This window comes from Arthrobacter sp. ZGTC212 (assembly GCF_002929255.1).
Lineage (GTDB): Bacteria > Actinomycetota > Actinomycetes > Actinomycetales > Micrococcaceae > Arthrobacter_B > Arthrobacter_B sunyaminii.
Map to the genome: position 1 here is coordinate 85,085 of NZ_PJIJ01000004.1, position 23,554 is coordinate 108,638.

General features: G+C 64.4%; 17 protein-coding genes and 1 tRNA gene. 10 read left to right on the forward strand and 8 right to left on the reverse strand.

Features of this window, described 5'->3' with window-relative positions:
• The first annotated feature begins 6 nt into the window (after window positions 1–6).
• The 3 genes from dmpG to CXQ89_RS15975 all read left to right on the forward strand — a co-directional run bounded on the left by dmpG (window position 7) and on the right by CXQ89_RS15975 (window position 3,734).
• Complete coding sequence (gene dmpG, locus CXQ89_RS15965) at window positions 7–1,032, forward strand: 4-hydroxy-2-oxovalerate aldolase (RefSeq protein ID WP_104104841.1); 1,026 nt, start codon at window positions 7–9, stop codon at window positions 1,030–1,032.
• Window positions 1,033–1,124: 92 nt separating this feature from the next.
• Window positions 1,125–1,880, forward strand: coding sequence for an IclR family transcriptional regulator (locus CXQ89_RS15970; protein ID WP_104161982.1), 756 nt, complete (start codon window positions 1,125–1,127; stop codon window positions 1,878–1,880).
• Between the two features lie 138 nt (window positions 1,881–2,018).
• A complete protein-coding gene (locus CXQ89_RS15975; RefSeq protein ID WP_258060160.1) occupies window positions 2,019–3,734 on the forward strand; it encodes a bifunctional 3-(3-hydroxy-phenyl)propionate/3-hydroxycinnamic acid hydroxylase in 1,716 nt (571 codons plus the stop codon).
• 129 nt (window positions 3,735–3,863) lie between these two features.
• On the opposite strand, the gene CXQ89_RS15980 is transcribed toward CXQ89_RS15975, so the two are convergent.
• On the reverse strand, window positions 3,864–4,730 hold the full coding sequence (locus tag CXQ89_RS15980) for an alpha/beta fold hydrolase (protein ID WP_104104839.1): 867 nt from the start codon (window positions 4,728–4,730) through the stop codon (window positions 3,864–3,866).
• Between the two features lie 193 nt (window positions 4,731–4,923).
• Here CXQ89_RS15980 and CXQ89_RS15985 point away from each other — a divergent pair, with 193 nt between their 5' ends.
• The 3 genes from CXQ89_RS15985 (at window position 4,924) to CXQ89_RS15995 (ending at window position 9,348) form a co-directional block, all read left to right on the forward strand.
• Window positions 4,924–6,396, forward strand: a complete 1,473-nt coding sequence (locus CXQ89_RS15985; protein WP_104161983.1) for an NAD(P)/FAD-dependent oxidoreductase — start codon at window positions 4,924–4,926, stop codon at window positions 6,394–6,396.
• Window positions 6,397–6,505: 109 nt separating this feature from the next.
• Entirely contained in the window at window positions 6,506–7,276 is a 771-nt protein-coding gene (locus CXQ89_RS15990; protein ID WP_104161984.1) for an ABC transporter ATP-binding protein, read from the forward strand.
• Window positions 7,273–9,348, forward strand: a complete 2,076-nt coding sequence (locus CXQ89_RS15995) for a YhgE/Pip family protein (protein WP_104161985.1) — start codon at window positions 7,273–7,275, stop codon at window positions 9,346–9,348. Before CXQ89_RS15990 ends, CXQ89_RS15995 begins: the two co-directional genes overlap by 4 nt.
• Window positions 9,349–9,360: 12 nt before the next feature.
• Here the strand turns inward: CXQ89_RS15995 and CXQ89_RS16000 are convergent, their stop codons facing one another.
• The 3 genes from CXQ89_RS16000 to upp all read right to left on the reverse strand — a co-directional run bounded on the left by CXQ89_RS16000 (window position 9,361) and on the right by upp (window position 11,960).
• Window positions 9,361–9,885 carry a histidine phosphatase family protein gene (locus tag CXQ89_RS16000; RefSeq protein WP_104055810.1) on the reverse strand — a complete coding sequence of 175 codons (525 nt, stop codon included), beginning with the start codon at window positions 9,883–9,885 and terminating at the stop codon, window positions 9,361–9,363.
• A gap of 58 nt (window positions 9,886–9,943) precedes the next feature.
• Window positions 9,944–10,807 (reverse strand): winged helix-turn-helix domain-containing protein, encoded by an 864-nt coding sequence (locus CXQ89_RS16005; protein WP_104161986.1) that lies wholly within the window; start codon window positions 10,805–10,807, stop codon window positions 9,944–9,946.
• A 517-nt stretch (window positions 10,808–11,324) separates the two neighbouring features.
• Window positions 11,325–11,960: a uracil phosphoribosyltransferase gene (upp, locus tag CXQ89_RS16010; protein ID WP_104055807.1), complete on the reverse strand. Its 636-nt coding sequence runs from the start codon at window positions 11,958–11,960 to the stop codon at window positions 11,325–11,327.
• A gap of 96 nt (window positions 11,961–12,056) precedes the next feature.
• On the opposite strand from upp, the gene tadA reads away from it, so the two are divergent.
• The 3 genes from tadA (at window position 12,057) to CXQ89_RS16025 (ending at window position 13,236) form a co-directional block, all read left to right on the forward strand.
• Complete coding sequence (tadA, locus tag CXQ89_RS16015) at window positions 12,057–12,527, forward strand: tRNA adenosine(34) deaminase TadA (protein ID WP_372434203.1); 471 nt, start codon at window positions 12,057–12,059, stop codon at window positions 12,525–12,527.
• A gap of 61 nt (window positions 12,528–12,588) precedes the next feature.
• On the forward strand, window positions 12,589–13,074 hold the full coding sequence (locus CXQ89_RS16020) for a pyridoxamine 5'-phosphate oxidase family protein (protein ID WP_104161987.1): 486 nt from the start codon (window positions 12,589–12,591) through the stop codon (window positions 13,072–13,074).
• 74 nt (window positions 13,075–13,148) lie between these two features.
• Window positions 13,149–13,236, forward strand: a tRNA-Ser gene (locus tag CXQ89_RS16025).
• Between the two features lie 277 nt (window positions 13,237–13,513).
• On the opposite strand, the gene CXQ89_RS16030 is transcribed toward CXQ89_RS16025, so the two are convergent.
• From CXQ89_RS16030 to CXQ89_RS16045, 4 genes are read right to left on the reverse strand one after another with little or no spacing between them, the layout of a single operon-like run.
• The gene (locus CXQ89_RS16030; RefSeq protein WP_104161988.1) at window positions 13,514–18,718 is read right to left on the reverse strand and encodes a multicopper oxidase domain-containing protein; all 5,205 of its coding nucleotides are present in this window, start codon (window positions 18,716–18,718) and stop codon (window positions 13,514–13,516) included.
• A gap of 45 nt (window positions 18,719–18,763) precedes the next feature.
• A complete protein-coding gene (locus CXQ89_RS16035) occupies window positions 18,764–19,576 on the reverse strand; it encodes a DUF2182 domain-containing protein (protein WP_181032404.1) in 813 nt (270 codons plus the stop codon).
• Window positions 19,577–19,629: 53 nt separating this feature from the next.
• Window positions 19,630–20,412 carry a DUF1326 domain-containing protein gene (locus CXQ89_RS16040; RefSeq protein WP_181032405.1) on the reverse strand — a complete coding sequence of 261 codons (783 nt, stop codon included), beginning with the start codon at window positions 20,410–20,412 and terminating at the stop codon, window positions 19,630–19,632.
• Window positions 20,413–20,461: 49 nt separating this feature from the next.
• Window positions 20,462–21,655 carry a hypothetical protein gene (locus CXQ89_RS16045; protein WP_146067280.1) on the reverse strand — a complete coding sequence of 398 codons (1,194 nt, stop codon included), beginning with the start codon at window positions 21,653–21,655 and terminating at the stop codon, window positions 20,462–20,464.
• A 557-nt stretch (window positions 21,656–22,212) separates the two neighbouring features.
• Between CXQ89_RS16045 and CXQ89_RS16050 the strand changes: the two genes are divergently transcribed.
• Window positions 22,213–23,442 (forward strand): S1C family serine protease, encoded by a 1,230-nt coding sequence (locus CXQ89_RS16050; protein WP_104162069.1) that lies wholly within the window; start codon window positions 22,213–22,215, stop codon window positions 23,440–23,442.
• Window positions 23,443–23,554: the final 112 nt, after the last annotated feature.

Below are 23,554 nucleotides of genomic sequence, written 5' to 3' on the forward strand. Positions count from 1 at the left end.
CATCCCTTGAGCACCACGACTGCGCCCTTCAGCGTCCGCCTCACCGACACCACCCTGCGCGACGGCTCCCATGCCATGAGCCACAAGTTCACGGAACGCCACGTCCGCGACGTGGTCCGGGCCCTGGATGACGCCCGCGTTGACGTCATTGAAGTCACCCACGGTGACGGGCTGGGCGGTTCCTCCTTCAACTACGGGTTCTCCCTGACACCGGAACTGGACCTCATCAAAGCGGCAGTGGACGAGGCGAAGAGGGCACGGATTGCCGTCCTCATGCTGCCGGGGCTGGGCACCATCCATGACCTGAACCAGGCGCACGACGCCGGTGCATCAGTGGCTCGCATTGCCACCCACTGCACCGAGGCAGACATCTCGATCCAGCACTTCCAGCACGCCCGCAAGCTGGGCATGGAAACGGTGGGCTTCCTGATGCTCTCGCACCGCACCACCCCGGAGAACCTGGCGAAGCAGGCACGGATCATGGCCGACGCCGGCTGCCAGTGCGTCTATGTGGTGGACTCCGCGGGTGCCTTGATCCTGGAGGACGTGTCCGACCGTGTGGAAGCCCTCGTGTCCGAACTGGGCGATGACGCGCAGGTGGGTTTCCACGGCCACCAGAACATGAGCTTCGGCGTGGCGAACTCGGTGTTTGCCGTGCGTGCCGGAGCCAAGCAGATCGACGGCACCCTGGTGGCCCTGGGCGCCGGTGCCGGCAACTCCCCCACCGAGGTCCTTGCAGCCGCGTTCGACCGCCTGGACATCGCCACCGGCGTGGACACCCAGGCGCTGATGGCTGCGGCCGAGGACGTCGTAAAGCCGTTCATCACCCGTATGCCCGTCATGGACCGCGCCTCCATCATGCAGGGCTATGCCGGTGTGTACTCCTCCTTCCTGATCCATGCCGAGCGCGCAGCTGACCGCTACGGTGTTCCGGCGTACCGGATCCTGGAGGAAATCGGCAAGGCGGGGTACGTGGGCGGCCAGGAAGACATGATCGTGGATGTCGCCGTTCAGCTTGCCGGCGCCAAGTAAGCAGCCAGGCAGCAGACCAGCACCAACAGACGAGGCAGGGTTCCGCATCCCGCGGACCCTGCCTCCAGCGTTCCTGTGGAAAGATCGTCACCGTGGCCCAACATCAGACCGAAGCGGCACGCACCGCCCAGCCCCGCACTCCTGAGTCCGGCACTGCACAGTCCAGCACTGCACAGTCCCGCACCGCAGGATCCCAGACCCTCGCCCGGGGGCTGGACGTGCTGCGCGCCGTGGCGGCCGCACCGGACGGCATGGCCGTGGCGGATGTCGCCGAGCACGCCGGAATCCACCGCACGGTTGCCTACCGCCTTTTGAACACCCTGGAGGACGCACGCCTGGTTCACCGGGGCCCTGACGGCCGCTACCGCGGCGCTGCAGGACTGCTGACCCTGTCCTCCGCCGCGCATTCATCCCTCGCTGCCGCCGCGAGGCCGCTGCTGCGGGAACTGGCCGATCAGCTGGGCGCGACGGTTTCGCTCATCGTCCGGCAGGGGCAGGAGGCCGTTGCGCTCGCCGTGATCTCCCCGGCGGACGGCGCCTACCACGTGACCTTTTCGGAAGGCAGCTCACACTCTCTGGCCATCGGCGCGGCCGGGCACGCCCTGCTCGCGGCCGACCCTGAAGTTCCGGGCGAACCCGAGTCCGTAGCCCGGGTCCGCCGCGAAGGTTTTGCCGGCACGTACGGCGAGGTGGAACCCAACATGCACGGCCTGGCAGTTCCCCTCGACGCCGCCATATCCGGCGTTCCTGCCTGCCTGAACGTCATTTCCGCACGAAGCAACCTCGGCGAGACGGCAGTTCCCCTGCTGCAGGCCGCCGCCTCAAGAATCACCGGACTCCTCGCCTAAGCCTGTTCCACCCTTCAGCACGCCACATTGACCTGCGTCACATCCTGGTGGTGTGATGTGGATCTAGTTCTGTGTAAATAACGCGTATGCGTGAGCGTTATTTACACGAAGACTTTTGACGCTTTGAAAGGGCTATCCGTGAACACACCGCAGGACACCGCACCCAAGGACAGCGAAGTCCTCATCATCGGAGCCGGTCCCGCCGGACTGATGCTGGCAAACATCCTTGGCATGTACGGCCGCCGGGTGACGGTGCTGGAAGCGATGGACACGCTCATCGACTTTCCCCGGGGAGTTGGCCTGGATGATGAGTCGCTCCGCACCATCCAGACCGTTGGCCTGGTGGATTCCGTCCTGCCGCACACGACGCCGCAGCACATCATGCGCCTGGTCAACGGGTCCGGGAAGGTCATCCTGGTCAACAACCCGCAAACGGATGAGTTCGGGTGGGGCCGGAAACACGGGTTTATCCAGCCCGCCGTGGACCGCGCACTGTTTGAAGGCCTGGCCCGTTTCGACAACGTCCAGGTGTTGTTTGGCCACCGCGTTGAAGAGGTGCTGGAGACGGCCGACGGCGTCACCGCCACAGCCCTGGTGTCCGGACCGGACGGCGAGGTCCGGGAGCACATGTTCACCGCGCAGTACCTGGTGGGCTGTGAGGGCGGCAAGTCCCCCACCCGCAAGCGCCTGCGCACCACGTTCGACGGCGAGTCTCCCGCCACCCGATGGCTGGTCGTGGACGTTAACAACGATCCCCTGGGCACCCCGAACGTGTTCCTGGGCGCGGATCCGAAGCGGCCCTATGTCTCGATTGGCCTGCCGCATGCCGTGCGCCGCTGGGAATTCATGCTCCATGACCATGAGACGGAGGACCAGGTCACCGATCCGGACTATGTCAACGCGCTCCTGAAGGACCATGTCCCGGATCCCTCACAGCTGTCCTTCATCCGCCGCAGGGTTTTCACTCACCACGGGCGGGTGGCCGGGACCTTCCGCAGGGGACGCCAGCTGGTGGCCGGGGACGCGGCCCACCTGATGCCGGTGTGGATGGGCCAGGGCTGGAACTCGGGAATGCGCGACGCCACGAACCTCGGCTGGAAGCTGGCCTCGGTCCTCTCCGGACAGGCCGGCGACGACCTGCTGGACACCTACACCTCGGAACGCCGCGAGCACGCAAAGGCCATGGTCGATCTGTCCCTGACCTTCGGCAACATCATCAAGATCACCAACCCGCTGCTGGCGGCCGGCCGTGACGCCGCCTCTTCGGTCCTGAACCTCTTTCCGTCCGTCAAAAGCTACTTCTCGGACATGAAGTTCAAGCCGATGCCCCGCTACACGCAGGGCGTCCTGGCCGACCCGGGAACCAGGACCCCGGGCCGGGCTGCAGCGCGGATCGGCGGGAACCTGATTCCGGTCCGCACTGCCAACAGCCGGGTCTCTCCGGTGGGCGTTCAGTTCCCGCAGCCACGCGTGAACTTCCGGCACGGCCACGACGTCCTGCTCGATGACGCCGTCGGCAACTGGTGGTCCGTGATCGTCTGGGGCAACAGTCCCAAGGATGTGCTGCCGGAAGCATCGCTGGAAAAACTCCGCGCCCTCGGCGCCAACCTCGTCTGCATCCTGCCGGAAACGCAGCGTGAATGGGCGGAAAAGAGCATGGGTGAGGACGTTCTCGTGCTTGGTGATTCCACCGGCAGGATGAAGAAATGGTTTGACGACCGCCCCACGCCGATGGTGTTCCTGCGCCCGGACCGCTTTGTTGCCGGAGCATGCCTGACCCAGGACGGGCCGGCCACCCTGGACGCCATTCTGGCCTCCATGTCCTTCAATCCGCAGCCCGCCACGCTGCGCTGAGAAGAATCGCACTGAACAGACCTGCGCTGAGCAGAACTGCACTGTGTAAGGACTGCCCACCAACGACGGCGGCCGGCCTCCCTTGGGAAGCCGGCCGCCGTCGTCGTTCAGGTTGGTCTGCTGCGTGTCCTACTTGGCGCCGACGCCCTGCGCCGCGAGGTACTGCTTAATCACAGTGTTGAATTCCTCGGCCCGCTCCACCTGGGACCAGTGACCGCACTGGCTGAAGATGTGGGCGTCCGCCGTGGGGATGACGTTCAGCAGTTCCCAGGTCCGTGACGGCGGGATGACAACGTCCTGCATCCCGTGAATGAGCAGTACGGGGATGTCGAGCTTGGCCAGCACGTCGAAGTCCAGCGGAAGGGCGTCACGGTCGCGGTCGCGGGCGGTGACGACCTCCACCAGCCGGTCCGAAGCGGTGTCGTTCAGGGCCGCCTGGTACCGCAGGGAAACCAGCTCTTCCGTGACCAGTGACTTGTCGACCACAAACTGTTCCAGCGTGCGGCGGATACCGGCTTCGGAGAGCTCAGGCTTGGCGTGACCGGACAGCGCGGCTGTCTTCTTGGCACCGCCGGTGCCCATGGAAACAATGCCCAGCAGGCGCTCCGGGAAATCGATGGCGAACTGCATGGCCACCCAGCCGCCGATGGAATTGCCCACGATCCAGGTTTTGTCGATGCCGAGGGCATCGAGGACACGCACCGTGTGGCGGACCCATTCCTTGATGCCGTATTCCGTGCCCGGCGCCACGATGGACTGGCCGTAACCGATCGAGTCGATGGCAATGCAGCGGCCCAGCTCGGAGATCTCCGGCAGGTTCAGCCACCAGTTGGCAGCGGCGGTGACTCCGGTGCCGGAACCGTGCAGGAACAGGATCGGGGTCCCTTCACCAAGCTCGTGATAGTGGGTGACCTCGCCGGGAGCAGTCTCAAGCCATTTGTCTTCCAGGCCGAAAAACGCGTCGGTGGTGTAATCGGGAATCTGTACGGTTGTCATGGGCACTCCTGCTAACTCGTCAACGCGCCCCGGCCTGACGGTCCGGCGGCATGGATCACGGCGGTCTCTGCGCAGTGCGCAGCGGTCCTTCCTTCCAGCCTAGGTACGCCGGAGGCAGCAGCGGCGCCAGCGTGCCGAGGGGTGGAACGATACCGGGGTTCCGTCCGCAGGCGGCACATGCCAAGCTCTTTGCATGACTGATCAGGAGCACACCTCCGGAACACAGCGCCCGCAGCAACTGGTGACCGACGTCGTCGTCCTTGGCGGCGGCGCGGTGGGTGAGAATGCGGCCGGCCGGGTGGTCCAGGGCGGTCTGGAAGCCATCCTCGTGGAGCCTTCCCTCATTGGCGGAGAGTGTTCCTACTGGGCCTGCATGCCTTCCAAAGCCCTCCTGCGTCCGGGCACTGCGCTGCACGCCGCGCGATCCGTCGCGGGTTCCCGCGAGGCGGTGACCGGCACCCTCGACGCGCGGTCGGTGCTGGAACGCCGCGACAGTTTCACCTCGCACTGGGATGATTCCGGGCAGGAGGACTGGGTCCGCGATACGGGAATCGGCCTGGTGCGCGGACGGGGTCGGCTCACGGGTCCGCGGCAGGTGCGGGTGGAGTACGACGACGGCGGTTCCGTCACCATCTCCGCCCGCCACGCGGTGGTGCTGGCCACCGGGTCCGTGCCGACTCCTCCTCCACTCAAGGGCCTGGACGACATCGAGTACTGGGGGACCCGGGAAGCCACTTCGGCGCAGGAGGTGCCGCCCCGGCTGATCGTGCTCGGCGGCGGCGTGGCAGGCACCGAGCTGTCCCAGGCATGGGCGCGGCTGGGTTCGCAAGTGACCCTGGTGGCGCGGCACGACGTCCTGGAGAAGTATCCGGAACCCGCACGGGAGCTCGTGAAGGCTGGGCTGGCGGAAGACGGCGTGGACATCCGCACCCACACCGGGACGGATTATGTGCGTCCGGGTGTAGGCGGCGGAGTGGAGCTGGGACTGGATGACGGCTCCGTGCTCACTGCCGACCGGCTGCTCGTAGCCACCGGCCGGACGCCGGCACTGGCGAACCTGGGGCTTGAGGATCTGGAGCTGGATGGGGTGCGGCCGGAATCGGTCAGGCTGGAAACGGATGACTCCGGGCTGGTGGACGGAACTGACTGGCTTTACGTGGTGGGGGACGCCGCGGGCAAGGTGCTGCTCACCCATCAGGGCAAATACGAGGCACGGGCCGCCGGCACTGCCATCGCCGCGCGGGCCCGGGGAGAACTGCCTCCCTCCGAGGCGCCGGCCACCTGGAGCCGGGCGGCGGCCAGCGCCGACCATGCTGCTGTTCCCCAGGTGGTCTTCACGGATCCGGAGCTTGCCATGGTCGGTCTAACCCTGGAACAGGCGCGGGCGGACGGTATCAACGCCTCCGAAACCTCGCTGGAGCTGTCCGTGGCCGGCTCCGCACTGCACTCTGACAACTACCGGGGCTGGGCGCAGATGGTGGTTGATGAAGACCGCAGGGTTCTGGTCGGTGTGACCTTCGCCGGCCCGGATGTGTCCGAACTCCTGCATTCAGCCACTATTGCCGTCACCGGCGAAGTGCCCCTGGAACGGTTGTGGCACGCAGTGCCTGCCTACCCCACGATCAGCGAGATTTGGCTGCGGCTGCTGGAAAAGTACGGCCTGTAGCCCGGCATTGAGAGGCCACGACACGTTTTTGTACTGACTGGTCAGTTTGATTAGGATGTTCGGTAGCCGACCGGGCACCGCCGCGGCTCCCCCCAACCAGAAGCCGCACATGCTGACCGCAGAAACCCTGTACGTTCAAGGCCGCCACAGTGATCTCCTTGCTCCCACCTCTCTGGTGGCGGCCCCCGGAGAGGTCCTTCTGGTCCAGGCCGACGATGCCTCCTCACGGACCGCGCTGGCCCTGACGCTCAGCGGCCGAATGAAACCAACCAGCGGCTCACTGCACTGGAACGGCGACACGCACGTGGGACACCTGCGCCGCCGCAGCGCGCTGGTGGACTCCCCCGAGGTCAATGAACCCGAACTGCATCTGCGGGTAAAGGATCTGGTGGCGGAAGATCTTGCCCTGATTCCCCGTGCCGAACGGCCCAAAACCTCCCCCGCCCGCTGGCTCGAGGACCTGGGATTCAGTAATTCCAGCGGCCTGTGGATGGAGCAGGTACCCGCTTCGGACCGGATCCGGCTGCTGACCGCCCTGGCGCTGGCCGACTCCCGGATCGACCAACTCGTCCTGGATTCCCCGGACCGGCATCAGGGCGACCCCGGAGCCTGGCTGCCGGTACTGCAGGATGCCGTGGCAGCCGCCGCGGCGGATGCCGCATCCAGGCAGGGACGGCGAACTGCCGGGCGGAACCTGACGGTGATTGCCGCCGTCGCACAGTTTCCTCCCGGATGGAACGGGCCAACGGCCCGGGCGGGGAACGCTGCATCAACCGCACCGTCCCCTGCAGTGATCGCTGCCGAGGCAGGCACTCCTGACCCCTCCAACAACCACGCCCCGGCCGCCCCCGGCCCTGCCGAAACGGAAGTGACCGCGTGACCACGCTGCGGCTGGCTCTCTCCGAGCTCAAGCGAATGACCGGGGGCTTGCTTCCCAAGCTGGCTCTCGTTGCCCTCACGCTGGTTCCGCTGCTCTACGGCGCGGTGTACCTCTACGCAAACTGGGACCCCTACGGAAACCTCGACGGTGTTTCCGCCGCCCTGGTGATGGAGGACGAGGGCGCCCAGACCGACGACGGCGAGCGGCTGGAGGTGGGAAACACCGTTGCCGATTCCCTGCTCGAGGACGGCACCTTTGACTGGGAGCTGGTGTCGGACCCGGATGCTGCGGACGCAGGCGTCATGGACGGCACCTATTCCTTCGCCCTGAAAATCCCGGCAGACTTCTCAGCTTCCCTGGCGTCGCCGTCGGACCTTGACACCGCACGCCAGGGGATCCTGAACGTCACCACCAACGACGCCAACAATTATCTGCTCGGCAGCATCGTGGACAAGCTCACCGGCTCCGTCCACGACACCGTGGCAGCCGAAGTCGGCGAGGAAACCGCCAATCAGCTGCTGACGGGCTTCAGCACCATCCACACCCAGATATCGGACGCCGCTGACGGCGCAGCGGAAGTGGCCGCGGGAGCGGCGCAGGCCGAGACCGGAGCCACGGAGCTAGCGACAGGCCTGGAAACGCTGCGCAGCGGAACGGCGGAGCTCTACGCCGGACAGCAGCAGCTCGTCACCGGCTCACAATCCCTCGCCGCGGGCGCCGCTGATCTCAATGCCGGCGCCGGCGAGCTGTCGGCCGGCCTGTCCCAGCTGAACGCCGGTGCAGCCGCCCTCCCGGATCAGACACAAACACTGGCCACCGGTGCCGAACAGGTTGCGGCCGGTAATTCCGCCCTCAACTCCGAATTCCAGAGCGCCGTTGCCGGAGTGAAAGCAGCTCAGGACGCCGCTGCCGCCCAGCTTCAGGCCTCCACGGCGGAACTCGTGGCCAGCGGGGTCCTCACCCAGGATCAAGCTGATCAGGTGCTTGCCGCCGCCGCGGAAGGCGGCAGCACGTCGTCCCCTGACATCGCCGCCCAACTAGACGCGGCCGCAGCCTCAGTTCAAGCACTCGCGGACGGTTCCCGCCAAGTGGCCGACGGCGCAGGGCAGCTTGCTGCCGGCATTCCGTCCCTGACCGGGGGTATCTCCGATGCCGCTGCCGGAGCGGGCGCCCTGGCGGAGGGCACGGCGTCGCTGTCCACCGGTTCTGCGGAGCTGGCAGCCGGCCAGCAGGATGCCCTCGCCGGCACCGGCCAGCTCTCCGCCGGCGCAGGTTCAGCAGCCGAAGGGGCCGCCACCCTGCGCGACGGACTGACGACCCTCGCCGGCGGTTCCGAGGAACTGTCTTCCGGACTCGCAGAAGGCGCCGGCAGCGTTCCCAACCCCGACGAGCAGCAGCGTGCCAATGCTGCACGCGTCATCGCCAATCCGGTCAGCGTCAACACTGTCGCGCAGAACGAAGCGGACAGCTATGGCGCCGGCATTGCCCCGTTCTTCCTGGTTTTGGCGCTGTGGGTCGGCGTCTTCATGCTCGTTCAGGCGATGCGCCCGATCAGCCGGCGTGCACTGGCCTCCAATGCGCCTGCCTTCAAGATCGCCCTGGGCGGCTGGCTTCCGTTCCTGGCCGTCGCCGTCGCGCAATCCACCGTGCTGTATGCCGTGGTCCGCTTCGGGCTGGGACTCTCCCCCGCCCACCCGGTGCTCGCCTGGGGCTTGCTGCTGCTCGCCGCTACAGCATTCTCGGCCCTGATTCAGGGCATTGTGGCGTTGCTCGGATCGGTGGGGAAGTTTGTGGTCCTGGTCCTGCTGGTGCTCCAGCTGGTTTCATCGGGCGGAACTTTCCCCTGGGAGACCATTCCCACTCCCCTGCATTTCGCCCACGATGTGCTGCCCATGGGGCATGTGGTCAGCGGCCTGCGGCAGCTGCTCTACGGCAGCGACCCGGGCCAGGCAGGCGTCGTGGCTCTTGGTCTGGCGGGCTACACCGTGCTGGGACTTGTGCTGTCCACCCTCGCGGCTCGAAAGCACAAGATGTGGACGCTGAAGACGCTGCAGCCGGAAATAGCCGTGTAGTCCCGGCGGCGGTTATGCCCTGCGGACTACGAAGTCCGTGACCTTGGCGTCGCGTCCGTCGAGTTCGGCCCACGGCTTGTCCGTTTGCATCACGGTCAGGCCGGAGGTGGGATAGCGCGTGGCCATCTCCATGACGGCGTCTTCATTGGAATCGACCGAGGCCAGCCGCATGGCCAGGTCCTGCACGCCGGGCAGGTGCGAGATGACCAGCAGGCTGGTCACGGTCTCCGGCACGTTGTTGATGATGCTGAGGATCTGCGTGGCCGGCGCACTGTAAAGCCCGTCCTCGAGCTTGGGTGTTGGGCCCTTGTCTCCGAGTTCCTCGCAGATCCAGGTGCAGGTCTGCCGGGTCCGCAGCGCCGAGGAGCAGAGGATGAAGTCCGGGATGGAGTTGTGTTCCACCATCCAGCGTCCGGCCAGCGGTGCATCGCGGTGTCCCCTGCCGGACAGGGGGCGTTCGTGGTCGGAGACGTCCCGGGGCCAGTCCGCCTTCGCGTGCCGCAGGAGCATCAACTTTTTCAGGTGGTGGCCGCTCATTGGCCCAGTCTATCGGCGGTGCCGGGATCGGATATCCGGTCCCGGCACCGCCTGCGCATCAGATGCTGTATTCGGGCGCAGCCCAGACAACAACCTCGGGGTGCTCGTAGAAGCGGTAGCCCTGGCCGCGGACCGTCCGCACCGTGTTCGCCAGCCGGCCCAGCTTGGAGCGGAGCCGGCGGATGTGAACGTCGATGGTGCGCTCATTCGGCACTTCCTCGGCGTTGCGCCACAGCCCGGCCAACAGTTCTTCACGGCCAACGGTGCGGGTGGCGTTCTCCACCAAGTAGTTGAGGAGCTCAAATTCCTTGAAGGTCAGATTCAAGGTGTCGCCGTCCAGATGTACTTCCCGGCGGGAGAGATCAATGAGGACGCCGGAGGGCCGGGGTGCGCTCTGGGTCTGGACCGGCTGGGCAGCTTCGGGGCGGGGGCGGCGCTGCACCGTGGGATCACCCAGGGCTTGGCGAACGACGTCGATATCGGAGCCGGCCGCTTCCGCCGGCGCCAAAGCTACCGCCGCGTGGCTCTGGGCACCCGGGCACAGCGTCTGAATGTAGGCGCGGACTTCCTGGGCGAGCTTAGTCAGCGACGTTCCATTGGCTGCCGCCGCACCCTCGTCGAGGCCCACATAGATAACGAAGCCGCGGGCAACGGTGTCATTGCTGACAGACTGTGGACCCGGAATCCCGTTGGGAGTTACGACCGCGGTGGGTGCCGTCATGGGCGAAGCCTCATTCGTGGAAGAAACGGACTGCAGGCGGGTTTCCGGCCTGCCGAACCCCTGGGCTCCGTACTGCTGCGGTGCGTACCCCTGGGCCCCGTACTGTCGGGGGAAGTCCCCTATGGCGCCCTGCCGCGCTGCGCCGGCCCGGTTCTGCGCATTGCGCAGTGAGATGTGTACGTACCCTGATGCTACTGACATGTTGCAACCTCAATGTGAATTACCGTCATCACGCTCGAATGCTGGGGGTGTGCCCAAGTCGAGATGGCGCAGTTTCGCCCGTCATTGGGCCTGAGTGGTGCCTGAAAGAGGGGGGTGGGTCAGTCAGGCGTGCATTCGACAACAGCACGGCTTCTCAACGGCTGAGCCGAAGGGAAGGACTGCGACAGGTGCTGTCGTGTGGATGTTCACATTACGGATTATTGCATGTAACAAAGGGTGTAGCGCAAGTAACATTGCGACAGTTGTCTCACCATGTGGAACGTTTCGGTCTAAATGTGACCTACTTCACTGTTTCTCCCCTTTGACTGGCGGTGTGGTGCACCCTTTCGAGGACGCGCCATTTGGGTTCCGCACGGCCTCTGCAGGGACTTTTTGGGGAAAAAAACGCACCCGTCCATAAGTGATCTTATAAACGGGTGCGAGTCAAGCAATTCGGCAAGTGTCCAAATACTGGACGACTCTCTTGACTAGTTACGGTTCCTCACGGAACGGATGACTAGTCCACGACGCCGTATAACCGGTCCCCGGCATCGCCCAGGCCCGGCACAATGTAGGACTTCTCATCTAAGCGCTCATCGATGGAGGCCAGCACAATGGTCACATTGGCGTCGGCCAGTTCCTTCTTCAGCACTTCAAGCCCTTCCGGTGCGGCCAGCAGGCAGATGCACGTGATGTCTGCAGCTCCGCGCTTGAACAGGAACTTGATGGCTTCACGGAGGGTTCCGCCGGTGGCCAGCATGGGATCCAGGACAAATACCTGGCGCCCGGTGAGGTCATCCGGGAGCCGCTCAGCGTACGTGATGGCTTCGAGGGTTTCTTCATTGCGGGCCATGCCCAGGAAGCCGACCTCAGCTGTGGGAACCAGACGGGTCATACCTTCCAGCATTCCGAGGCCTGCCCGCAGGATGGGCACCACCAGCGGGGTCGGCTTGACCAGGCCGGTGCCGACGGCGGAAGTGACCGGAGTCTCGATCTGAACGGGCTCAACGCGGACGTTGCGGGTGGCTTCGTAGGCCAGGAGGGTGACGAGTTCTTCCGTGAGCTGGCGGAACACCGGTGAAGGGGTGTCCTTATCGCGGAGAACGGTGAGTTTGTGGGCAACTAGGGGGTGATCCACTACAAGTACGCGCATGCTTCAAAAATACCACCCGCAGCCGGTCCCTCCCCTGCGGTGCGGGGATCCTGACCGCTTTCCGGGCCCGGCCGCAACCTGCGGGAAGATAGGACCATGATGCCCCCCACCGCACAGCACGAGTCCTGGATGGATCTTGCCCTGACGGAGGCGCGCGGCGCCCTGGTGACACAGGACGTGCCGATCGGCGCCGTCGTCGTCGGTCCTGACGGAACCGTGATCGGCACCGGCCGCAATGAACGCGAGGCCACGGGCGATCCGACCGCTCATGCCGAAGTGGTGGCCATCCGCGAGGCCGCTGCCGCCGTCGGGGAATGGCGGCTGGAGGGCTGCACCCTGGTGGTCACCCTGGAGCCGTGCGCGATGTGCGCCGGAGCGATTGTCCTGGCCCGGATCCCGAAGGTGGTGTTCGGTGCGTGGGATGAAAAGGCCGGGGCTGCCGGATCGGTGTTCGACATCCTTCGCGAACGCCGCCTGAACCATTGGGTGGAGGTCTTCCCGGAGGTCCGCGAGGCGGAGTGCGCCAAGTTGCTCACTGACTTTTTCGGCTCTCGGCGATCAGGCTGACAGCTGCGGGATTCATACGTAGGCTTACTAACTTAGAACCCGATACCCAAGGAGTTCAGTTATGAGTTCAGACAAGGACGGACTGGATACAGTCGTCAAGATTCTCGAGCACGCCGATATCGCACAGCTGACCACTGAGGATCTAAGCGGGAAGCTGGTCAGCCGGCCGCTTCAGCTGCAGGAAACGGATTCCGACGGCAACCTGTGGTTCTTCACCCAGGACCCCTCCCCCAAGGCGGACGAGATCCGGGCCAACCCGAACGTGAATGTTTCGGTGCATGATTCCAAGGGATACCTGTCCATCAGCGGCAAGGCCACCATTACCAAGGACGAGGGCAAGATCGAGGAGCTGTGGAAGTCTCCGGTTGCCGCCTGGTTCGACGAGGGGCGCGAGGACCCGTCGATTGCACTGATCAAGGTGGATACCGACACCGCTGAATACTGGGCCTCGGACGAACCCCGGGTGGCCACCATGTTCAAGATTGCCAAGAGCGCCGTCACCGGTGACACCCCCAACATCGGCAAGAACGACGTCGTCGACCTCTAGTTTCGGTGACCGCCCGGACTGCAGACCCGGCCGTTTTGGGGCATTGGCCTCCGACCCGGTAAGGTTGACGCGATGGTGACGTGTCCGAGCGGCCGAAGGTGCAACACTCGAAATGTTGTTTGGTGAAAGCCAACGTGGGTTCAAATCCCACCGTCACCGCCAGATGAGAAAGACCCCGGTTCCCTTGTAAACACAGGGAACCGGGGTCTTTTTCCTTGTCGAGAATAAGTCCAGCGGTAACGCACCAGCAACAGGATTCTCAGAGCGGCCCTTGACGTCGCGCCTCGGCCGCACGGACTTGGCCGCGACCCGCCCGGTCGTGGGCCGGAACTGATCAATTAGTTTTCCTGGGCCGGATCATCGTGAACAGGAGCTCACGCTGCTCGCCGGAGAAAAGCCCCTCGACTCCTCGCGACAGCAGTCCGTCCAAGGTCTCCTTTCAAGATTTGGTGTTTTGATCACCCATCCGGAGGATGCCCCACATCCCCTGGCTGACGGCCCAGCGGAAGGAACCGCTGCGGTAGGCGTGGTCTCCTGGATCCCAGCGTCCTTCGGGCAGCATCACCAGGTCCTGGGTGAAGCCGGCTGAGATGGCGGTAACCGATCCCGCTTCGGGGCTGCTCTTCTTTGCCTTCCGCACCCAGGGGGCGACGTCCCAGGCGAAGTTGTGCACGGTGAAGGTGTGGTTGCGGGGCTTGTCGCCGGCGCAGACCAGGCGCCACCAGATGGGCAGCTCCCTGCTCGCGTGCTGGATTGGGGCGGTGAGGTTGGGCAGCGCCATGGGACTCTGGTGTGGAGTCAGCGGAGACCTGTAGCTGATGGCCTTCTGCCCGGCATCCACGGGAGGGTCGCTCGGAGAGATGTCAGGAAGTGGCTGGTCGATATCGCCGTTTAGGAAGTGACGCAGCCCGTCCTGTAGGAAGAAAACAAATTCTTGGGCGATGACTTTGTCACCGCTCTCCAGGTGAACGTGGGCGCCTGTCCACTTCGGCTTGTCCTCGTTCTGCGGGTCGACCGGGGTGATGTCGCTGGGCTCGATCACGACAGCTCCTATTAAGCCGTGGTGCCGGTGGTTGCGGATGTCACCCATATCGAACAGGTAGCAGGTTTGGCCTCGTTCACGCCCGTCCTGATATGTGTCGAAAGCCAGGGCCGGATCCGCGTACCACCAATACTCCCGCCAGTTCGCGTCCCGGTGCCCGATGCCATGGTCAGTGCGGTGCACCACCGCATTGACTGCGTCGTGTCCGCCGTGCACGACATGAGCAGCATCGTCCACGTCCAGAGCGGCTACGGTGCCGTCCTGGTTCAGCCCCACGTACGCGCCGTCGTCGCTCTGCACGTCGTAAAGCAGCAAGCTGGGGTGCAGGGAGACTCGAGGACTGACCGTTCGACGGTCCGGGTAGCCCAGGTGGTCACGGTGCTCCACGGGCAGCCTCGGCGGGCTCACTTCCGGTCCGAAGTCCGGGAGCCGAGGGTCTTTCGTGGCGAAGTCTTGGTCGGGAAGGTTCTCCTGCGGTAGCAGGAGCTCGTTGATGAGGGTGATCCTGATCCATTCCCCGGGATGCGCCCGCAGGACCAGTGGCTGGTCGGAACCGTCCACACCCACCGCCCGGCGATTGCCGGTCTCGCTTCCATCGTCCCTGGTCTCAGCGACGGACTCTTCGGCCGTACGGTAGATCAGCCCCCAGGGGTCGGTCAGTGCTTGGCCGGCGTACTGGTGCTCGTGGCGCTGGGCGACTACCACGTACTCCCGCACCTTCCCAGCCGCCCACGTTCCTCCGGGCACCCGGAGGGGGCGTGGGGGCAGGAATCCGTTGGACTGGGAGGGGCGGAACTGACCCAGTGCCTCCTTCAGTTCCTGGTCGGTCGGAGGTGCAACGCGCCCGCTTTCATCCTCCGTCCTGGGCCTGACCTTGGTGATGCGCCGCAACGGGGGAAGTTCACGGAAGTTCTCCGAGCTGGGCTGGAGCGAACGGATCAGTCCCCAGCAACCCAGCCACAGGTCGTCCATGACAGTGAACTGCCACAGGTGGTCGCCGACCCCGTACGGGCTCGTCGCCAGAGGCTTTCCGTCAGCTCCGATTTCCGGCGGGTTGATGTCCACGGTGAAGGCCTCGGAGATGCCCATCGTCTGCTGGTTCACCCACGGCGACTGTTGGTTCTGCCAGTCCTTGCGCCATCGCATGCCGTTGAGCATGAAACTGTGCTGCTCTTCGTGCGAGCCCTGGAAAATCCGGATGCGCAGTCGTTCACCTGGATAGGTGTAGATCACCGGTGTGTCGGGGTCACCCTTGTGCTTTGGCGGCAGAGGCAATGGCGGCGACATGTGCGGAGCCTGCACGTCGAGGACCTTTCGCTGCTCCTCGTCCTCGTTCTTCAGCGAGGAGCGGCTGGAGCTGAACCACTCGGAGGGGTCCTTGCCGCGGTATCGCATGGGGGTGCACCGGTAATTGACGCCCATAACACCGGGATCGTCATCACCGCCCAGCAGGTTCGGCTCATTCAGCGGATCATCCTCTGGTTGAGGTTGAGCAGGGATGGGGTTTGGAGGACGATCGTCCTTCGGCCGGTTCAGCGGCACAAAGTCCCCAAGGGCCAATCCAGCTTCCCGGAAGGGGTCTTTTAGAGCTACGTCCCCATCCCCCTTTGAAGTTCGCGGTACGATCACGGCCTGGGAGCCAACCCATGCGGGGGTCTGCTGGTCCGGTAGGTACCAGCGGGTGCCATTGGGTTCGGCGATCAGGGCTGCGAACAGGCCGCGCTTCTGCCGGAAGTTAGCCAGCAGGTGGTCGTGGAAAAAGCAGGGGCCGAACTCCTCATCCACCACCCACCGGTGCAAAGAAACATTTGCAGGGGGATTATTGATCTTGCCGTCCGGGATGGCTTCGGGGGAACTGGCGCCGGAGAGGTAGTTCCAGCCGGTGGCTGAGCCGTCGGCAGCGAGCACGTCGAACTTCACCAGGTGCACGTGCAGGCCACATTCAACTGGGTGCCCGGGAAAGTCGAAGTGGTCACCTTTGACGGTGCCCACCGTGTTGGACAGGCGCAGCTCCACGATGTCGCCGTGATTGGCCCGCGGGAAGAACGCGTCGGCCCCGCCGTCGCCTTTGGCTGCCGGGGGTTTGAAGCGCACTGGATTCCCAAGCGGGCGCCCGTCGCCGTCGAGACGGGTGGCGGTGATTCCTTTGAGCTGATAGTGGTGCACGTGCGGGTCGTACCAGCCGGCGGAGTTGTAGATCATCCCCCGTTCCGCCATGGCGATGTCGTAGTGAATAATCCGTCGCTCGGGAACCTTCGCCTTGGTGTTCCACTTCCGGGCGAGGCCGTCCAGATCGACGAAAAGAGCACCGGGTTGATCACCCGACCGGCAGTTGGGTGCGAAGGCCGCCCATTCCTTGTCGGAGCAATGCGGCATCTGCAGCAGCTGGCGTCGCCCGTTGACCGGGACCTTCCTCTTCTTTACGTCTCTCTCGCGGGGTGAGGGCGGCGGTGGAGATTTGCGGGGATAGGTGGCGTCGATGAACCACGGAAATCCGGGTTGTTCGTCGGTCGAGGGGATGGGGTCACGTCCGGGCAATGGCTTCAGTTCGGGACAGGGAGTGCCGTCGGGGTAGGCCCGCTCCCCGTCGACCAGCCGGTCGAAGCTGCGCCACAGTCCCCACATGCCGTGGTGGAAGTGGGGGTAGAGGTGGCAGTGCCAGATGATGTCGCCCACCGCATGCTGGCGGCTGCCCGAGCCGTAGAGCGGGTCGATGGTCATGGCGGTCTGCGGACCGATGGACACCGAATCCAGCAGCTGGGAACCGTGGTGCTCGCCTATCTTCCACACGGAAGGCTCCGCGGTGTCCTGGGCGACGGCTCGCCACTGGTGGACGTGCAGGTGGTAGACATGGGTCTCTTTGACCCCGGCGTGCACCAGCCGCACCCGGCTGGGGTCCCCGCGGTAGGCGCGCAGAATCGGCGTCACCGGTTCGCCGAACAGCCATGAGCTGTGATGCTGCTCCTCGCCGGAGACGCGTTCGAGGAAATCGCCGTTCTTGTCTTTGGCCACCCAGAACTCTTCTCCGAGGGTTTCCTTGTCGATCCTGATTTCAACGGCTGAGTGGTCGATCCTGTTCTTATCGGGTTCTGCCTTCGGCGCGCCTTTACGCAGGCGCCGGTGCAGCCGATAGGGAAGGCGGTTGTGCATGGGTTCAGCGCGGTAGGACAGGGGCATGGCCGAGTGGGGCAGGGGGTGGGGGATGCCGCTATGCGTCTCGGGCTCGTCGTGGAAGAAGACGGTGAACTCGCGGAAACTGCAGTTGCCGGCGAATTGGTCCGGATTGTCCTTAGCATGGTGGAAGTCGACGAAGTTGTCCTCCCGCCATTTCCGGCACCGGTTGCCCGCCTGGCAGCCCTCATGCTGCTCGTCGCGGCAGTCCTCTTGGGGAGCCACCACTTTCCCGTCCTTGAGGCGGTGTTCGTCGCGGGGCACGACGTCGGCGTAGAGCCCATCGGGGCGATCTGTGCCGTCGAGCCGTTCCCCCGTCTCAGGGTCGTACCATCTCGCACCCTCGGGCTCGACGACAAGAGCGGCGAACAATCCGTGGTTGTTGGTGCCCCGGTCGGTTCCGCGGATGTCGCCCAGATCGTTGATCGGCCACACGCCTTCCCTGGCACACATCCAGCGGTACGTCATTTTAGATTGGTAGGGAACAGCGGTGGGGTCGTTGTCGCCTACGCGCGCCCCATCTCCATACCGGACGCCTGAGCCGGTGCCGTGTCCCGGGACGGTGCCCCCGAGCCCGTCTCCTTGCACGTGCATGCCCACTTGACGGCCGCGGATGCTGTTCTCGAAATGCACCTTAAGCTGTTCTCCCCGGCACGCCCGCAACACCAGCGGACGCACCAGCGGGATGGGCTTAAGCGGGTTGCACCGGTTGTAGGCCGGAGTTTGTTCACCTTTGCCGATCAGGTCAGGACTGTGATCGTTGAACATCAACCGTTCGATGTCCTCGTCCCCCAGATGAGACCCGGGACGCTGCCTCCGATACCATGCCAACAACTCCGGCCACCCCTGGCGGATCCTTTCCAATTGCCCTTCGATAGCCCGCTCGGCCTCCTCGAGCTGCGACAGCCACGAGGTGCGCCACTCCCCCATGGTTTCCCTCAGTTGCTCCTCTAGCCGCTCCGGATCCGGCGGGGCCTTCGAGGAGAGACTGGTAATCCGCCCATCAGTCAGCTCCCGCAAAGCGGCAACCAGTTCGTCCACCGTGGCCCGGTAGTTCTGGCGTATCGCACGATCCTGCGGATCCAACCGTCGACCGCGGACGTCCCGGTCTTCCCGGTCAAGAACTTCGGACTCGCTGCCGAAGTCCTTCAACAGATACTTATTCCTCTCCGGTCCTTCGGACAGGATCCGGCGCATCTCAAGAAGCCGCGGCACTGCGTACACCACGGTTTCCATCAGCTGGGTCTTGCGGTGCATCTTGGTCAGGTAATCGCCGTTTTTCTCTCGTTGTTCCTTCACCCAATCCAGGAGGGGCTGGTACACGCGCAAGGTATAGAGCAGACCGTTGGGATCGTGGTCACCCTCGAGCGAGTAGACGATCGGGAAAGACATGGCCACAACGTGGTAGGTGCGGAATTGGGTAGACGACATGGTGAACTCCGTGATCGAGCCGCTCAGCGGCAGAAAAGGTCTACATCAAATGGGACTATCAAAGGCGGGAATCAGCGCCGTAGCGGCTCCCATAGCGATGAGGGCGAAACCGGTAGGCCATACCAAGCGCCGGCCCCACGGGACGAGGCGTTCTGCGGCCATGACTACGCTCAACGCGACCATCGCAGGCAGCGCTGCGGTGCCGACGGTGAAGCAGATGAGCATCAGCGCCCAACAGCACCCGATGCATGACAGCGCGTATGCACCGGACAGGGCGAAAATCTCCGCGCTGGCAGAGCGCCGACCCTGCCAGTGCGCCAGCACGAAGCTGCGCGGGCTCCGGCAGCCGCGCAGGCACAAATCTTTCAGCGGGGTGAACTGATAGCCACCGGCCCCGATCAGCACGGCCCCGGTCACCCAACGGGGATCGATCGCAGGCCATCCACTGGAAGCCAACGCCCGGACACCCAAATCGCCTGCGACGAGAACCGCCCCGATGACCATCCAAGCCCCGATAAAGGTCATGGCGCTCCAGATGGTCAGACGCCACGGATCCGGACGGTGCGAGGCTAGTCGTCGCACCGTCTGCAGCAGCGGGAGGGCTGGCGGAAGCATCATGGCAACCACCATGAATCCCCAGCCGCCCAGGGCTACTGCACCACCGACCAGAGCAGGAGGAATCACGAACGCGGCCGTACCACCGTGCTGAGCGTGTATTTCCGCGGCCGGCCCAGGAGCCAGCACTTCAGAGGTCACCGTGTGGCCTTCCAGCCCGTGGCCTCCGGGCCCGTGGGTCAGCAGCAGGACCCCCCAGGCCATCGCCGCCATCACGATCGTGCTTAGAACAAGGAGGTTCATGTCGAGGGGGCGGCTCGCCCCGGACTGGTGAGGCGCCGCCGGGGAGGTGGGGGTCATGATGCTGGTGCTTCTTCACCAGGCGTGCCCGTGTGCACGCCCACTGCGGGGTAGCGGTAGTGAAAGGTGCCGCGCATGCCCGAGCGGCCCTTGACGTTGATGTTGCCTCCGGGCAGGGCACCGACATTGATGATTAACTCATCCCCCGCCTGGGCAGTCACCGGGTTCTGGGCCTGTAGCTCGTAGGTCAGCGCGGTGTTGGACAGCTCCAACGGCTGACTCTTAGCGTTCTCGGCCACGTCAAACCGCTCCGGTTGCCCTGTCGCGTGAATCAACAGGTCTTGAAGGGGTTCCGGTTTCTGCGGGTTTGTTCGGGTGCGGGTGACTGTAGCCGTCCAGCGGTGTTCGTCATCGAACTCGAAGGAGATCCTGGCCGGCTCGGCCCCTACCACCGTTCCGCTCATCTCGGCCAGCTCAGCCAGCGGGCCTATACCCCCTCCTTCCTTCGTGGGGTGTTCGGCGAAGGTGCCCCGCAAGGCCTGAAAAAGCTGCTCATCCGTGGTTTCCTTGTTCTTTTTGGACTTCGAAACGTCGATGTAGATCATCGAAGTGGCCGGTGCTGAACTGCCGCGACGTTTGCCCGCGTGGATTGCGACGCTGACGACCTTGCACCCAGTGACGACGAGGCCATCGATCTTCGACTCAGTGCCGTTCCCGGTAAACTCCCACAAGACGAACCCGGTGCAGTGTCCCTCCACAGGGTCGTCGTCCACCCAGCAGGGGCAGATGACAGTGCAGTCGCAGGCCTCAAGAAAGTTACCTGTCAGTGTGTATTCCATGACGGTCCTCTGATTCTTGGATGTTGGGACAGCGCCCGGCAGGATCCTGTCAGGCCACGATCCGGACAATCGCTGTGCTGGTGCCGCCAGCGGCGGAGACGACCGTGACCGTGGACGGCGGGGCATCGAGAGCAAAGACCCCGACCGGGCCGGACAGCCCGCCACGCCCTGTGACAGTTAGTGCCGGGACGCCGCTCTGGTCAGTGGAGATGGCGCTCACGGTGAGCGTCTGGTTGGTGCTGTCATAGTCGGCCTGCGTGATCGCCACCGCGTCGGTGACCCCTACGGTTACCGGCAGAGCAACCAGATCAGTCCGGTTGGTCACGGTGACCTGCGTCGGAACCGTGCTGCCCGCAGATATGCGGGAGAGATAGTTGGGGGTATTCCCGCCCTGCAGGGGCGTCTCCGGACCACCTCCAAGTGATACTCCGAGCTGCTGTCCGGGAACGGATCGGGCGAACACCTCCACCATCACCGCCCCAGCCGCCGCTTGGCTGTAGACCGCGCGGGTGATCTCCGCCCCATGAATCGTGGCGATCCGGCCCTGCAGCACGAATTGGTCCGTGTAGACCACGAATTGGTCCGTGTAGACCTTGTCCGGATTCCCAGGATCATTCGGATCTGAGTCAGCCCCAGCTGTGCCCGCCCCGGGGCCTTCCACCAGGACGTAGTTAGTGTTGAACGGACTGCCCGTGATCGTGTGCTCTGTGGCGCCGTCACCGATGTAGCCCTCGGGCAGAGCGGGATCAGACGTCCACTGCAGGAAGGGGGCAATCTGCCCGCCCAGAGCCCCGGTAAAATCCAACGGTGCCAGGCCGATGTCCTCCGTCGCAGTCACTCGACCCCGATCATCGGTGGTGGCCTGAACCGTGCCGTACGGGTGCGTGAGCGTGTACGTCGTCTCCGGGCGTCCGTCGCGGACCCGGAACCGGATGCGTCCGAAGACGATCTGCTCGCCGTCCACCACGTCTTCCGTAGCAAAAGTAGCTTCCAAAGCGAGGACCACCCTCACTTCCCCGTCCTGTCCTCCTCCGCCTAGAGGAAGCTCCGCCTCCGCCGTAACGTAGAAGGACTCGCCTGGGAAGTTAGCGATGCCTCGCAGAGTTCCGCTTTCATTCAGGTCAGCGATGACCGGGGTTCTCGGGTCATCGCGCTGCCAGGCCAGATCCAGACGCGTACCCGTGACGTCTTCATACCACAGTGGATAGCCCGTCCGGGGATCAATAGGTCCTGTATCACTCAAACGCTGCGCATTCCCAGGCACCGCACACCCCACGATCGCACAAGAATCTACAAGAGGTATATGCAAATTAACACAGAGTGAGAACGGCCCGTGACCTGCCGTAACGCAGTCACAGTGAGGTAAACACTGGACAGTAATCGCGCTGCTGGAGAAAGCTTCGATTACTAGCAGGTGCCTAAAGTAACATGCCAAGGAATCGGCTTCAAGGCTCGTCGCGTTTGAGGGAGTAGGCGTGGTTGAAACCGCTTGGGTTCAGTAGTGAACGGGACCATCAGGCAGCAGGGGCTCGGGCAAGGGGCAACCATATGTCAGCAACAACGTCGTAGTGGCCATGCGTCGCCACGCCCTGAAATCATCTGCCTACCCGGCTGCTACCCGCCACAGATCAGGTAGTACTCGACTATCTTTTCTTCCTTTCTGTAGACCCGAGCTCCCGGCAGCGCCTACCCTAATGCCTCTAGCGCCCGCAGTGTTCATCGTCGCGGGTTACATCGTCAGGAGGCCGCACCATGATGGTGACCGAGGCACGTAGAATGTCGCTCCTGCTCGGTACAGGCATGGGTCTGGCGCTCAGCCTGAGCGGATGCGTCTTGGGTGGGGATGCTCCGACGACTGATCCCGGGACCGCCGGGCCGGCAGGGGAAGCTCCGACGACGAACCAGGCCTCCCCCGCTGCTCCCGCAACAGATCCGCCCACAGGCGTCGCTCCCACCTCTAATTCTGCCGCGACGCCTGAGCCCAGCCTCGACCCGACCCCGGCTAGCTGGCCGGACACGGTGGCCCGGGTTGAGACCGGCGTCGTGCAGTTCAGTGTTACGACGTGCGATAGCAGCAGAACGGGCTCGGGGTTCCTCATCGGCCCAGATCTCGTAGTCACGGCAGCACACGTCGTGTCGGACGCTTCGGCGGTTCGCCTGTCCCGACCGGAAGGCTCTGTTGCCGGGTCCGTGTTGGGCATCAATGAACTCGCGGATCTTGCTCTTGTGCAGACGAGCACGTCCTTGGACGGTCACCAGTTCTTGTTCCTGCAGGCCGACCCGCCGCTCGGGACGGAGGTGGCGGCACTCGGGTACCCGCTGGGCGAGCCACTGGGGTTCACTCGAGGGTCAGTCAGCGGTTTGGACCGGGAAATCGATTTCGGTGCCGGTCCGATCCAGAACATCATCCAGACGGATGCGGCAATCAATTCAGGTAACAGTGGCGGGCCTCTGCTTACCCAGGATGGCCGGGTCGCCGGCGTCGTCAGCGCTTTCCATTTGGATGGCGACGTCCGTGCCGAAGGAATGGCCTATGCGGTGTCGGGATACAGGGCCGAAGCTGCCGCAAAGGAATGGCAGGAGCGGTCGATCCCGCTGGAACCTGTCGTCTGCGGCAATGCGCCCGCACCGGGCGACGGATTCTTCCCTTTGAGCGTCCGGTCTGATCACGATCAGGCTCAGAATATTGGACAGGCCCTGCTCCTCCACGGTCAAGGAATCAACGTAGGCGCCTACTCAGCTGCCTTTGACCAGTTCACCCCGGAGTTGCAGCGCACTTTTGGTGGCCTCAGTGCGTGGAGTGAACAGCTCGGTTCCTCCTTCTGGCGTGGCCTCGAGGTGACTGCCGTAGAGGGAACGGGGGATTTCCTTACAGCTGATGTGCGCTTGTCGACCGAGCAGGATCCGGAACATGGCAGGCTGGGGCAGACCTGTTCGGACTGGAGTATCCGGTACTCACTGGTGTGGAACGGGGAGGCCTGGCTGATCGCCGCCTCCACCCTGCCAGATGGCGAGCCTGCCGCCTGTTGACCATCAGCCGGACGGTGGTGGGAGCTGGCCGCGATCAATCCCTGGGTTCCTCTTCACCATTCATTACAGTGTGAGCATGGGAGCTCGGCACAAATCAGCCAACAGGTCCGCC